This is a genomic window from Bradyrhizobium sp. Leaf396 (assembly GCF_001424605.1).
GTDB lineage: Bacteria > Pseudomonadota > Alphaproteobacteria > Rhizobiales > Xanthobacteraceae > Bradyrhizobium > Bradyrhizobium japonicum_C.
Window position 1 is genome coordinate 197,664 of sequence record NZ_LMQJ01000002.1, and the last position, 13,544, is coordinate 211,207.

Annotated in this window: 10 protein-coding genes; 4 read left to right on the forward strand and 6 right to left on the reverse strand. The window is 59.7% G+C overall.

Going from position 1 to position 13,544, the window contains the following annotated elements; genetic code table 11:
• Positions 1–560 precede the first annotated feature (560 nt).
• Both ASG57_RS37515 and ASG57_RS39905 read left to right on the forward strand, forming a co-directional pair.
• Entirely contained in the window at positions 561–1,037 is a 477-nt protein-coding gene (locus ASG57_RS37515; RefSeq protein ID WP_124810153.1) for a hypothetical protein, read from the forward strand.
• Positions 1,038–1,182: 145 nt separating this feature from the next.
• Entirely contained in the window at positions 1,183–1,428 is a 246-nt protein-coding gene (locus ASG57_RS39905) for a PilZ domain-containing protein (RefSeq protein WP_080655009.1), read from the forward strand.
• Positions 1,429–1,976: 548 nt separating this feature from the next.
• Here ASG57_RS39905 and ASG57_RS03360 read toward each other — a convergent pair.
• From ASG57_RS03360 to ASG57_RS03375, 3 genes are all read right to left on the reverse strand, one after another.
• Positions 1,977–2,672 carry a VIT1/CCC1 transporter family protein gene (locus ASG57_RS03360; RefSeq protein WP_006022566.1) on the reverse strand — a complete coding sequence of 232 codons (696 nt, stop codon included), beginning with the start codon at positions 2,670–2,672 and terminating at the stop codon, positions 1,977–1,979.
• 598 nt (positions 2,673–3,270) lie between these two features.
• The gene (locus tag ASG57_RS03370; protein WP_006022564.1) at positions 3,271–6,501 is read right to left on the reverse strand and encodes an efflux RND transporter permease subunit; all 3,231 of its coding nucleotides are present in this window, start codon (positions 6,499–6,501) and stop codon (positions 3,271–3,273) included.
• The gene (locus ASG57_RS03375; protein ID WP_244490925.1) at positions 6,498–7,778 is read right to left on the reverse strand and encodes a TolC family protein; all 1,281 of its coding nucleotides are present in this window, start codon (positions 7,776–7,778) and stop codon (positions 6,498–6,500) included. Before ASG57_RS03375 ends, ASG57_RS03370 begins: the two co-directional genes overlap by 4 nt.
• A gap of 113 nt (positions 7,779–7,891) precedes the next feature.
• Between ASG57_RS03375 and ASG57_RS03380 the strand changes: the two genes are divergently transcribed.
• Both ASG57_RS03380 and ASG57_RS03385 read left to right on the forward strand, forming a co-directional pair.
• Entirely contained in the window at positions 7,892–8,545 is a 654-nt protein-coding gene (locus ASG57_RS03380; protein ID WP_024343199.1) for a response regulator transcription factor, read from the forward strand.
• Entirely contained in the window at positions 8,545–9,891 is a 1,347-nt protein-coding gene (locus ASG57_RS03385; RefSeq protein WP_006022561.1) for a sensor histidine kinase, read from the forward strand. The genes ASG57_RS03380 and ASG57_RS03385 overlap by 1 nt, the downstream gene beginning before the upstream one ends.
• Before the next feature lie 31 nt (positions 9,892–9,922).
• Here the strand turns inward: ASG57_RS03385 and ASG57_RS03390 are convergent, their stop codons facing one another.
• The 3 genes from ASG57_RS03390 to ASG57_RS03400 all read right to left on the reverse strand — a co-directional run bounded on the left by ASG57_RS03390 (position 9,923) and on the right by ASG57_RS03400 (position 13,537).
• Entirely contained in the window at positions 9,923–10,369 is a 447-nt protein-coding gene (locus ASG57_RS03390) for a tetratricopeptide repeat protein (RefSeq protein WP_209612057.1), read from the reverse strand.
• A gap of 1,329 nt (positions 10,370–11,698) precedes the next feature.
• Positions 11,699–13,144, reverse strand: coding sequence for an NAD-dependent succinate-semialdehyde dehydrogenase (locus tag ASG57_RS03395; protein ID WP_057195705.1), 1,446 nt, complete (start codon positions 13,142–13,144; stop codon positions 11,699–11,701).
• Positions 13,145–13,162: 18 nt separating this feature from the next.
• A complete protein-coding gene (locus tag ASG57_RS03400) occupies positions 13,163–13,537 on the reverse strand; it encodes a dehydroquinate synthase/iron-containing alcohol dehydrogenase family protein (protein ID WP_057195661.1) in 375 nt (124 codons plus the stop codon).
• Positions 13,538–13,544 lie beyond the last annotated feature (7 nt).

Here is a 13,544-nt window from a genome sequence, read left to right on the forward strand (position 1 = left end):
ATGCATTCGAGCCGACCGGTCTCGCCATTGACACGCCACGCCGCGACCAGTCGAGTCCGGTTCGTGCGGGGAGACTTCGTGAAAGGACGGTCACGCTCGCATCGCGGGTCGGCGAATGCGGGATTGCGTTTCGGCGAGGCGATCCGCGAAACGCGGAGCGAAGCCGGCAGAGTAAAAAATTGGAGAGTCATGTCTCACCTCCGTGACGAGCCGCTCGGCCGTCACAGGCGAGACTGATGATTCAGACTCGCGAGAACGACCTGAGCGGCACGCTTGCTCGACTACTGTCGCTTGGCATTGCTCGTTGATCCTCATGCGTCGGCAGCGGGTTGGAGCCGCTAGATGACATTGGCTGGATATCACCGTCATTCCTTGAGTGACAGTGTCTTGCGGGGTTGATCCGATATACAAAACAATATCCGGGATATACCATCGTATATTGTAAGGTCTTCGGCGATAACTACCTGCGCAATATCAAGCCGCTTAGACTCACCGGACACGGGCGCGTCGACTTCACTAGCGATGTGATCGCTCTGATTTATTTCGATCCGAGGTCTAGTGTGGGTATCGATATGGTTCTTGTCGAGCGCATCGTCGCGCGAAGCCCTCGTCTTCGGCGATTGCTTTATTCGTTGTCCTTAACCTTTCTGAAAGCGGCGTTTCGGTTTCGCCGCACGGGCTTGGATGCCTTTGCCCGACCGACATTGCGTTTATCGCAGTGTCTCTTTCGTACTGCCTCTTCGCGGATACGACGTCGTTATGCAGCCGAGCCGAAAATGACGTCGGACTCGCGCTTTGTGCTCCGTCGCCTTTCTCTCAAACTTTTGATCGTGCTGATCTTTGCCGGTGCTCAAAGCCCGCTGCCCTGGGGATTCGGGAAAGCGCTTACGATGATGCTGTTTATGAGCGCGGCTATCAGCTGTGCCTTGGCCCTCATGAACCACCAACGATTCAGATTGGGAGTCTTGAGCTACTGGGACGAATCTTTGGCCTTTGTCCTGCTCGGCCAAACCGCGCGGATGGTGTTTCTACGTTGAAGTATTGCGAGTGCGCTATGCCGGGGGCTCTCGTCTTCAAAATACTCGCCAATAACCTGCCACGCGATACGGGAATCGCGAAGGTGGCCGTCGAGGCGAGACGCGGGGCAGCGACAACCGCCTGCGGCGTCGTTTGGTATTGGTTATGACGGAGCGTCGCACCACTCGCCGTCGCCGCACGCTGTTGACGGGGAAGATCATTCTCAATCAGCGATCGTCCGTGATAAGTTGCGTCGTCCGAAACTTGTCGGACACAGGCGCCTGCCTCGAAGTTCCTGCTGCCCTGAACATTCCGGATGCCTTCGAGCTGAAAATAGAACCTGGCGGCGCTTGCTCACAGTGTCGAATAGTCTGGCGGAGCGCTACGCGCATCGGCGTGGCGTTCGATTGACACAAAGCTAGAACGCGCCTTCACTTTCAAGGGCGAGTGTAAAGGCGCTGGCCCGAGATACTGGCCGCGCGCACGGCGCTGCAGGCGTGACGGCTGATATGGCCGGACGGCAGGCTACAGAAATAACAAGGACAATGTGTGGGGGAAAGAGCCAATCTCACAAGGAGAATGGCGCGCCGTACTGGATAAAAGTGCGAACGCATATGTGATTGAATCTGCGATTAATTTATTTTGGGGCATCGTGATCCTCTCATCTTTCAGCGTTCGCCGGCTGCCGCCAATAGCCCCACCCAAACGGGTGCGCCGAACCGAACGCGGAGCTGATATCGGACCAAGTACAAGGTATCCGGTATTTTGCTTCTCCCGGGTCTATGAGGAAATGACTAGCTCTTTCCAAATCTGGGCCGCGTACGCAGTGGCTCTCTCCTAGTCCTGAAGTCCGCGGCATGTGTGATTGGGTACCGCTGGAATACATCGCAGAAAATCCCATTCTGCAGCGATGCAAATATCGAGTGCAAAATCGATTAAAAAATAGAGAGCTCCGCGAACTAGACGGCTCGACCGATGAGGGCACCAATGGTCGCAGTTGAGGCCATGGCGACTGCTCCCCAAAACACGACCCGAAGAGTGGGTTTCCATATGCTGGCGCCGCCAGCGCGAGCGCCGATCGCTCCGAGAACGCCAAGTCCGATGAGGCAGGCAATGGAGACGGTCCAGGTGGCGGTCCAGGCCGGCGACAGGAGAGCGACGGCCAGCGGCAAAGTCGCGCCAGATGCGAAGGTGACCGCCGAAGTGAAAGCCGCTTGAACTGGCTTCGCCATCACATGACTGGTCAGTCCGAGTTCATCCCGCGCATGGGCCCCGAAGGCGTCCTTTGCCATCATCTGCTCGGCGACCTGTCGCGCCAGTTCGGGCGTTACACCACGCTGCTCGTAGATCGCGGCGAGTTCGGCCAGCTCCGCTTCAGGTTGCGTGGCAAGTTCGCGGCGCTCACGCGCCATGTCGGCTTCTTCCGTATCGGCCTGGGAACTGACCGACACATATTCGCCTGCAGCCATCGACATTGCTCCGGCGACGAGCCCCGCTACGCCAGCAACCAGAATTTCGTGGGAAGCGGCGGTCGCGGCGGCAACACCGACGATCAGACTCGATGTTGAAATCAGCCCGTCATTGGCGCCTAGCACCGCTGCGCGAAGCCAACCTATTCGTTCGATCAGATGGTTCTCTTTATGAAGGGCTCGCATGGAACATGGTCCTGAATTACATTTCTAAGGCTTTGTAACGCGGCGCTGAGCACATAGGAAAAGGCGCCTTGCCTTCGAGATCGATCTGGAAACTTGGCCGGTCAGGCTGATCAATGATGCTATCTTCCGATGAAACGCCTACCGTTCCATCGCCACATACGCTGTAGTCCAAAGCCGCATTCAACTTCAATCGCCGGAGTGTTGTCCAGGCCTCTCAACGTGACTTCATTTGCCCTGACACTCATCACCAGATGATATCGTCCGTGGTGCGACATGTAGACCTGATGGAGGCATTTTCCGCTGCTACAAAACGTAAGGCGGTCGCCACATCTGAGTTCATGAAGATGAAGAGCGATGAGACGAACGTTCCCAACGTCAATGAAGCGGCTGAAGCCACGCGTTGTTGTCAATTCATCGCCACATACCTTCCTGTATTTTTGAAGGCCTGCCCGCACTTCCGCCGGCAGGTTTTGCACGTAGAAAGGACTGGGTTGATTGTCATGGACAGGAGAACTTGCGAGCGAGAGGGCCGGCGAGACAAAGAAAAGTGACGTCATAGCGGCTAAGATTGCCACGTCACGGAGCCGATTCGATCTTTTCATGCTGAAACCTCCACTTCCAACGGCTGTTTCTCTCGTTCGACGACGGCTGCGGAGCGGCGCTCCATCCATCGGTAGATCGCCGGCAACAGCAGCAGCGTCAGAACGGTGGACGACAGGACGCCGCCGATGACGACAGTGGCGAGCGGTCGTTGCACCTCCGCTCCCGCGCCCTGTGAAATCGCCATCGGTACGAAGCCGATTCCCGCGACCATGGCGGTCGACAATACCGGACGGAGCCGATCCGTGGCGGCTTGCCGGACTGCCTCGATAACAGGCAGCTTCCGCCGCAACGCATTGATATGATCGATCAGAACGAGACCATTCAGCATCGCGATGCCGGAGACCGCGATAAAGCCGATCGCGGCGGTGATCGAGAATGGCATGTCACGTAGCCAGAGTGCCAGCACGCCACCGGTGATCGCAAACGGAATACCGGTATAGACGACGGCGGCATGACGGACGCTCCCCAACGCCGAATAAACGAGCAAGAAGATCATCAGCAGCGCCGCCGGCACGACGATCATCAGACGGGCTCGGGCCGCTTCTAGCTGACGGAACTGGCCTCCGAACTCGATGCGATAGGATTCAGGCAGCGCAAGCTTGCCGTCGAGGCGTGCACGCGCTGCGGTCACATAACCTTCGATGTCGCTGGTGTTGAGATTGACCATCAAGGCGGCGCGGCGCTTACCATTGTCGTGCAGGATCGGTTCGACCGTTCTCATCTCGCGCAGACTTGCAACGCGGTCCAGCGGCACAAGGCCGGACGCGCCGACGCGCAATGGAAGGGAGAGGATCGATTTTGTGTCCGCGCGTAAGGACTCGGGCATACGAACGACGATCGCGTGTCGATGCTCTCCGTCCGCGATGAAGCCGACCTCGTCCCCACCGATCGCTGACGCAATGGCACGGTTGACCTCGGCGGTTCCCAGCCCCAACCGCACCATCGCGTCGTGATTGATCTCGACCACCACACTGTGGGTGCGGCTGGCCGCTTCGAATGCGGCATTGGCGGTGCCGGGCACGCCTTGCAATTCCTCTCGCGCCTGCGCGGCGAGCCGCTCAAGCACGTCGTAGTCGTCTCCGAATATCTTGACCGACAGATCCGCCCGCGTGCCCTCCAACATTTCGTTGAAGCGCATCTCGATAGGCTGCGCGAAAAGGAATGACTGCTCCGGCGCCAGCGCAGTGGCAGCCTTTTCGATCGCCGCAACCAGCTCGCTCTTGTTGCGCGGCATGTCCGGACCTTGCGGCCATTGGTCGAGCGGCTTGTAGAAGATGTAGAGGTCGTTCTCATTCGGCGGCATCGGGTCGGTCGCAACCGCGCTGGTGCCGATGCGGGAGAAGGTTCGGGTCACTTGCGGAAAGCGACGCAAAATTTCACGCTCGGTTTGCTGCTCGATCTCAAGGCTACGGTCGAGCGACATCCCCACGGGCTTGTAGACCATCGCCGTGATGGAGCCCTCATCGAGGCGTGGCGTAAACTGCGAGCCAAGGGTCAGGAATATCCTCAATGCCACGGCCAACAGGACTGCCGATGGAACGAGAAGGGCAGCGGGATGACGGAGGGCGAAGTCCAGGACGGGACGGTAGCCCCGGATCACGAGGCCGGCGAAGCCACCGTTATGCGTGATGTGGTTGTCGGCGGTTATCTCCGGGAGAGAATCTTCCTTTTCACTGACGCTCGGCTGACGCACCTTCTCGCCTCGTAGCAGCCGGGCGCACAGCGCCGGCACTAGCGTAAAGGTAACGATCAGCGCCGCTGCCAGCGCCAGCATCACGGCTTGCGCCATCGGCTGAAACAGCTTCCCCTCGACGCCGCCCAGGCTGAGTACCGGCACATAAACCAGCGCGATGATGGCCATGCCGAAGAACACGGGCCGCGCCACGCCCCCCGCAGCGTTGATGACGATGCGACGGCGTTCATCGGCCGTCAGCTCGCGCCCCTTGAGGCGCTGTGCCTCGCCCATCAGACGCAATGTGTTTTCCACGACGACGATCGCGCCATCTACGACCAGGCCGAAGTCGAGCGCGCCGAGGCTCATCAGATTGCCCGATATACCGAGCGCATGCATGCCCGAGATCATCATGAGAAAGGCCAGCGGGATGACCGACGCGACGATAAATGCCGCGCGCCAGTTGCCGACCACGATCAGCAATACGACGGCGACCAGCAACGCTCCCTCGCCAAGGTTGCGCTCGACCGTCGCGATGGTGCGATCCACCAATTCTGAACGATCGTACTGAACCTGAAGGATCATGCCTTTGGGCAGCGCGGCGCGCAGGTTCGGCAATTGCGCATCGACGCGCCGGGCAACGTCCCGGCTGTTCTGCCCGACCAGCATCATCACTGTGCCGAGCACGGTTTCCTTGCCGTTGGTGGTCGCGGCGCCATCGCGTGGAGCATGGCCGATGGTCACGGTCGCCAGATCCGCTACAGTCAGCGGCCGCACGCCACCTGCGAATTTCACGGGTAATGCGCGGATCATCTCCGCCGTCGTGACACGCGCTTCGGTTCGGACGGTGAAGCGTTGGCCGTTCTTGGTGATGGTCCCGCCGCCGGCATTGGCGACGTTGGCGCCAACAGCCTGGGCAAGCTCGCTCGGCGTGATGCCCGCTGTCGTGAGCTTCTTCAGATCAGGCTCGATGACAAACTGACGTTCGAGGCCGCCGTTGGAATTGACGTCGGCGACCCCCTCGATCGCGCGCAGCATCGGGCGCACGATATATTCCTGAGCCTCGAACAACTCCATCAGTTGTTGCCGCTCGTCCAAATCGGACGGCGGTTGCGCCCATTCGAGTGTGTAGTACCAGATTTCGCCAAGCCCGGTGGTGATCGGAGCGAGGCGCGGCGATGATCCGGCTGGCAGCATGTCGCGCACTGCGGAAAGCCGCTCGTTGACGAATTGGCGTGCGCGAAGCTGGTCCGTGCCGTCCTGATAGATGAGCGTGACCTGTGACAGTCCGGTCTTGGTGAGCGATCGCATTTCCCGCAGGCCCGGCTGACCACCCATGCTGCGCTCGATGGGCAGCGTCACAAGACGCTCGATTTCCTCTGGCGCCAGGGCAGGAACAGTCGTGTTGATCTGCACCTGCACGCCTGTGATGTCGGGAATGACATCGATTTGCAGATTCACGAAAGACCAGATTCCAAGACCAGCGATCAGCAAAGCGATGATCATCACCGTGGCTGGTCGACCGGTTGTCCATTCCAGAATCCGCCGCGTCATCGGGACACGCCGTCGAAGCTGCGGCCGCCATTGAGCGCCCGAAGTTGAAGCATCGCTTCCATAGCCTCACGTCGCGTGTCGAGCAGAGCCGACAGCGCGTCCAGATACTGGCGCTGCATCTCGACGTAAGTTGCGATCGGGATCGCTCCCTGGCGATAACTATCGGCGGCGGCGGTAGCTGCGGCCGCAAATTTCTCGGTGGCCCCGGCTGGCCAGCCCGCAAGGGCTCGACGCTTCGCCTCGTAGTAGGCTGCCTGTTCGTAAACCTGCCTCGCGATCCGTCGGTTGGCGGCGAGCAGGGCCGCATCGCCCTGGGATTGACGGCTCAACTCCTGTGCGAGGCCAGCAGCCTGGCTATTCCAAAGCGGCAACGTCGTCGTCAGCCGTATGCCGAAATTGGTCTCGCGGCTGTCTGACTTCGCGCGATTGAAGTAGGGACCGACTGAGACGTTCGGCACACGCGCTGCTTGTGCGAGGTCAACGCGCAACCCTTGCTGCTGCAATTGCGCGCGCAGCGACTGAATCTCGAAATTGTTGATGCCAGCTTGTTGCGCCATGCGCTCGACCGACGGAAGGCCGGGCAGCGTGATATCGGGCGGAGCAATGCGGAGCCGCGCTTTGAGCGGCGCGCCGCGAAGTTGATTCAGTTCGTAGACGATCGTGCTGGTCTCGGAATCAGCCATCGCGGCATTTCGCTCCGCCGTGATGGCACCCGCATCCAGAATGGCCGTGTCCAGCGTGGTGGCGATGCCCGCCGGATCCCGCTGCTCCACAACGCGTGCAAGCTCGCGCATCCGCGCGGCAACGTCGCGTGCCGCGGCGGCTTTCCGCTCGGCCGCGAACAAGGCATATCCCAAAGAGCGTGCCCGGCTTGCGAGCGTTGCGTCGAATTGCGCAAGACCGAGCCGCGCCAGCGCGATCTGATGCTCGGCGATGGCGCGACGGAGCGCCCCGCGTCCGGCAAAGTCGAGCGGCTGCATAATCGACAAGCCATATGTCGGCCCGGCGCCTTTCGGTGCACCTGTCAGGCCGTCGGCCATCCGGCGTTCGCCTAACTCGAATGCAGCTTCAGGGTCCGGCAGGCGATCAGCCGCGTCGCGCTCAACACCTGCAAGCCCGATCTGCTGGAAATAAAAGCGTCGTTCGGGGTTACTTGCCACGACGGAATTGGCAAGTGCATCAATCGACAGCACGGCGGCCTGCTGAGCGAAGGCTGGGGTCACCAAGATAATTGTTGATATGCGAACGATTATCAGGAGCAATTTTAACATTGGCACGAGTCTCAACACTGACTTCTAGACGCCTGATTGCCACGCTAGTCTGAACACAAGCTGTCAGCGTAAATGCAGGTTGATCCAGTATCGGACTGCAGCAATCAGGAGACATGACCATTCGCATTCTTCTTGTCGAAGACGATCAGGACATTGGCGCCCGCCTGAAGGAAGGGTTGGCCAGCTTTGGCTTTGTCGTTGAGCATGTGGAAGATGGTGAGCACGCCCTTTCCTTCGCGCTGCAAGAAGAATTCGACGCGATCGTTCTCGATCTCGGTTTACCCGGCCTGTCAGGCATCGAGGTCTTACGGAGGTTGCGACGTACCGGGGCCGCCACACCGGTCCTGATCCTGACGGCGCGCAGCAGCTGGACTGAGAAGGTGGAAGGTCTCAATGCAGGGGCTGATGACTATGTGGCGAAGCCGTTTCACGTCGACGAAGTCGCAGCTCGCCTGCGCGCGCTGATGCGGCGCGTCGCGGGCCAAGCCACCTCCGAATTGCGCCACGGAGATATCGTGCTTGACCCCGTTGCCGGCACCGCCAATGTTGCGGGCCAGCCGATCGAATTGACGGCACAGGAATTTCGCCTGCTCCACCTCTTCCTGCATCGCGTCGGCCGCGTCGTGACGCAAGCCGAGTTGCTCGACCATCTCTACGGCCTGAATGAGGAACGCAGCTCGAATACGATCGAGGTCTATGTCGGTCGGCTGCGACGCAAAATCGGCCGCGATACCATCAGGACCCTGCGCGGTCTGGGCTACAGGTTCGGCTGATGGTCAGAAGTCTGCGCGCCCGGCTGCTGGTTGGCGTTATTCTCACGACCGTGACAGGTATCGCTGTCGCTGGCGTTTCGATTTCCGCGCTGTTCCGGGCGCACGTCACGGAGCTTGTCAATGCCGAGCTGATCGGTCATCTCGACGAGCTCGAAGGTCTGTTGGCCCGCACGGCCGACGGACATGTCGCTCTGGCACAAAGGCTCAGTGATCCGCGCTTCGCGCAGCCCGGGACTGGCTATTACTGGCAGGTGAGCGATCGCAACGGCATCGTCCTACAATCAGCCTCCCTCGAACCGCAACGGCGTTTTCCGCCACCCGCGCGGGGGGCGGATCGGCAGCTTACTCGCTCAGTCGAAGCTGGCCCGGCTGGTGAGCCGATGATCGCATATGAGCGACCGTGGCAGACCGCTGAAAACGGTTACGTGCTTCAAATTGGCGCCGACCAGCGGATCGTCGATGATGTACTGAGACATTTTAATCAGGCGCTGGCCCTGTCACTCGGCACACTGGCAATAGCCCTAATTGGGGCCGGCACGTTGCAGGCCTGGTTTGGTCTGCGTCCCATGCGCCGTCTGCGCGACGCGCTGGGCGACATTCGCGCGGGCAAAGCAGAAACCCTGCCTGGTGACTTCCCGTCCGAAGTTCGGCCGCTGGTCGATGATCTCAACGCTCTGATCGACGCCAATACCCAGATGGTTCGCCGCGCCCGCACGCAGGCGGGCAATCTCGCGCATGGCCTGAAGACACCATTGGCCGTGCTGACGGACGAAGCGCGCCGGCTGCTCGCGAGAGGTGATACCGAGGGCGCCGCGGTCCTGACTCAGCAAACAGGGCGGATGCAGCGCCAGATTGATTTCCAGCTTGCCCGAGCCCGTGCCGCAGCCAACGCCGGCCTGCCTGGCGTCATCACGCAGGTCGAACCTGCCTTCGCATCAATAGCCGCGGCGATGCGGCGGCTCTATGCTCATCGTGAGCTGACGATCGTCCATACAGCCGAGACGGAATTGCTTGCCGCCGTCGATCCCAACGACCTTGACGAGATGGTCGCCAACCTGGTCGATAATGCCTGCAAGTGGGCTCGTGGTGTTGTCTCGATCAAGGCTACGCGCGATACCCCGACGGGGCAGCTCCTTATTACGATCGTTGATGACGGGCCAGGCATCCCGGCTGATGCACTAAACCGCGCGTTCGCCCCAGGCGAGCGGCTCGACGAGGCCAAACCGGGAAGCGGGCTCGGACTCGCAATCGTCCGCGATCTCGCCACACTGCACGGCGGCTCTGTCGAACTATCCAATGGCAGAAATGGAGGCCTTCACGCGGAGTTGCGGCTCCCATCAGCCTGACAAGTTCAACGGCGTCTAGGTTGGGCGAGTTTCATCGTGGCCGCGTCGTCCGCGCACCATTCGACCTGAGCGATTCGGCGCGCTCGAAATCAGCATCCGCGCCGCTCTGATCTCCAGCGTTCGCTTTCATCGTTCCGCGTTCGAACAAGAAGGTCGGATTCTTCGGATCAGCCTTGATGACCAGATCATAATCCGCGATGGCACGATCAAAGAGTCCTTTACGCCCGAGTGCCTTCCCGCGATTATAATAGGCACCGAGGTAGTCAGTCCTCAGTTGTACGGCGCGATCGAAATCAGAAATCGCGCGATCAAGCTCTCCCTTGCTCATTAAAGCAACGCCTCGGTTGTTGAGCGCGACATAGTAGTCGGGGGACAAACGAAGTGCTCGATCGTAATCCTCCATGGCACGGTCGATATCTCCACTCGACCGCAGCGCGACACCGCGATTGTTATAAGCCGCCGCCAACTGGGTGATCATCCGCTCGCCTGCCTGGATAACCGCTGTGCATCCCCGGATCGAGCGATCGGGTACGATTTCGGCCGCATGCACGCACGAGTCCCAATCCTCGTCGCTCAAAGCTGATGTGGGCGACGAGTTAATTGCAAAGTACGCAATAAATATCGTTGTGCTCAATAACGTAAGAGCACAACGCTTCCAGCGGGTGGTTCGCGCTAGGATCGATGCAGTTCGTGTTCTCGTATACAGCGGCGTAATGCAAATGAGCAAAGAGTAGCCTCAAGTACGTGCATTATATTATTCCCAGTTTGTTCTCTAACAATCCTGTCTGAATTTTCCCTGACAATCGACGTTTGAGACATCCGATCTGGTCGCTTCCCGAACGAGAGTACACCCGTCGAGTGCTATAGAGATTACCAAGCGAGCGCCGTGCGTGCCATCCGACAGGGACAGATCCAAGACTCCCGGACTAAGCCTCAGTCTGGTAGCATGAAGACATCAGCGGTGTTTGATGTACTAGCAGCGGCAATCGACGGGACGGGATGGATCCGGACTCGGTCACGGGAGGGCAACGAGGAGCCGCTATCCGGAAGAAATCGTCCTGCAAGAATTGAACATCGCGCTCTGCGGCGCTGCCAACTTGAATGACCTCTGAAATATCTGGAGGTCAATACGGCGAATTGCTCTGCAACGGCGCTCCGCAAATATGCAAGATATCAACCTAATATTAAGTTGGCGCGCCATTCAGAATAAAACCACGAACTCATATGCCATTGAAATTGCTATATAATTGTTTGACGTGCATAAGCTGAAGCCACCGCTGGTGATGTACTGAAGGACCGTGATCGACCGTCGCAGGCTCGACCAGGTGGCCATGCAAGCGGCTTACAGTTCAGCTGTCAGGATGAGGCCTCCTGCGTTCCGTCGTTGAAGAGGGCTCGGCCATTGGCACTGGTGGCCAATACAGTGCTGTCGTCCGCTCGCGGACTGCGAGCTCTTTTCCGAGAGAGGCGGTGGTACAAAGAGGGTTGCGACCTTGCTGTGGATGCTCACACCATCAGCTTTTGTCGCGATTTGCAGGTTGAACATCGTGCGGAATACGCTGGTGGTTCTGATTGCTTTGGCAAAACGTCCCGAGGGACGAGTGACTCCCGATGAGCTCGATGACGAAGTGGCACGGCTCATCGCAGAGTCAGACGAAAAACTCGAGAATCCGGAACAGTCGAGCCGATAAAACAGGCCTTTGCCGGCTGGCCGCCCGACTGCCCTAGTCGTTTCCCAGCGTCATCGAGCATCCCGCTCTGCACCGATCGTGGCAGCCCCTTTGATTCCTGTTCGGGGGTTGCGGTGTCAAATGCTCAGGCAGAGATATTTGATCTCAAGATATTCATCGATGCCGTATTTCGACCCCTCACGGCCGAGCCCGGAAGATTTGATGCCGCCAAAGGGCACTTCTGCGGTCGAGATCAGACCGGTGTTGATGCCGACCATGCCGTATTCGAGCGCTTCGGCCACTTTGAAAATGCGCGACAGGTCACGCGCGTAGAGATAAGACGCCAGACCGAACTCCGTGTCATTCGCCATGGCGATCGCCTCGTCGTCGGTATCGAAGGCAATCAGCGGAGCGACGGGTCCGAAGGTTTCCTCCTTGAGGATCTTCATTCCGGGCTTGATGTCGGCAAGCACGGTCGGTTGGAAGAAAGTTCCTCCCTTCGTCGAACGGCGGCCACCGGTAACGACGCGCGCCCCCTTCGACAGCGCGTCCGCGACATGCTCCTCAACCTTGGCGAGGCCCTCGGAATCGATCAATGGTCCGATGCTGACGCCGTCCTCAATGCCGTTGCCGACCCTGAGCTTAGCCGTTGCGGCGGCCAGCTTTTCGGCGAAGGCATCAAGAACGGAACGCTGGACATAGATGCGGTTGGCGCAGACGCAGGTCTGTCCGGAATTACGATATTTCGCGATCAGCGCTCCTTCGACTGCCTGGTCGAGGTTCGCATCATCGAACACCAGAAACGGCGCGTTGCCGCCCAGCTCTAGGGACAGCTTTTTGATGTCGTGTGCGCATTGACGCATCAGGATACGGCCAACTTCGGTCGAACCGGTAAAGGTCAGCTTCCGAACCTTCGGATTGGTGCAAAGCTCGAGCCCCATCCCGGACGCATCCATCCCGGTCACAACGCTGAGGAGGCCTGCGGGCAAGCCTGCCCGCTCGGCGAGAACCGCCATCGCAAGCGCGGAAAGCGGCGTCTTCTCCGCCGGCCGTGCGACCATGGCGCAGCCGGAGGCGAGCGCCGGACCAATCTTGCGCGCAATCATCGCGTTCGGAAAATTCCACGGCGTGATCGAGCCGACGACGCCGATCGGCTGCTTCAGTACGATCACGCGCTTGTCTGCCTGGTGGCCGGGGATGACGTCACCATAGACGCGCCTTGCTTCCTCGGCGAACCACTGGATGAAACTTGCGCCGTAGGCGATCTCGCCGCGCGCCTCGGCGAGCGGCTTGCCCATTTCGGCGGTGAGGATGCGGGCGAGATCCTCCGTGTTTTCCAGCATCAAAGCCTGCCAGCGCAGCAGGATCGCACAGCGTTCCTTGACGGCGCGCGCCGCCCAAGACTTCTGCGCGTCGTAGGCGACATCGATCGCCGCCCGAATCTCCTCCGCGCCCAGGTCGGCCACTTCGGCGATCAACTCGCCCGTGGCCGGATTGATGACCGGAAACATCTTCCGCCCTTCGACCCATTTCCCGGCAAGAAAGGCGCGGCGCTCCAGGAGGCTTGGATCACGTAGATTAATCGTCATGGCTGGGTTCTCTCAATAAGCGGCGCGATAGATGGCCAGGGCATCCTCTTGCGTGACAGGGCGAGGATTGTTGACCAGAAGTCTGGTCTGATTCATCGCGTCCGAGGCGAGACGAGGCAAGAAGTGCTCGGGGATGTCCATGGCGCGAAGAGTTTGCTGCAACCCGCAGACGCGCGACAGCGCGGCAAGCTCGCCGCAAAAGGCGGCCGCCCTCTCCTGTCCTTCGAGCCTCGCCAGATCCGGGAAAACAAAAGGAGCAAGTTCAAAGTAAGGCTGGGGAGCGGTGATCGTATTGAAACGCAGGACATGCGGAAGCACCAGGGCATTCGAAAGCCCGTGAGGGATGTGGCTAGGTCCGAAGGACACCTGAAGGTTCACTGGTGGCATGGCAGTG

What these genes read in the sequence shown, in the direction of transcription:
- ASG57_RS03390 (WP_209612057.1), bottom strand. Translation starts at nt 10,369, where the DNA reads ATGATCACCCAGTTGGCGGCGGCTTATAACAATCGCGGTGTCGCGCTG.
- ASG57_RS03370 (WP_006022564.1), bottom strand. Translation starts at nt 6,501, where the DNA reads ATGACGCGGCGGATTCTGGAATGGACAACCGGTCGACCAGCCACGGTG.
- ASG57_RS03360 (WP_006022566.1), bottom strand. Translation starts at nt 2,672, where the DNA reads ATGCGAGCCCTTCATAAAGAGAACCATCTGATCGAACGAATAGGTTGG.
- ASG57_RS03400 (WP_057195661.1), bottom strand. Translation starts at nt 13,537, where the DNA reads ATGCCACCAGTGAACCTTCAGGTGTCCTTCGGACCTAGCCACATCCCT.
- ASG57_RS03385 (WP_006022561.1), top strand. Translation starts at nt 8,545, where the DNA reads ATGGTCAGAAGTCTGCGCGCCCGGCTGCTGGTTGGCGTTATTCTCACG.
- ASG57_RS39905 (WP_080655009.1), top strand. Translation starts at nt 1,183, where the DNA reads ATGACGGAGCGTCGCACCACTCGCCGTCGCCGCACGCTGTTGACGGGG.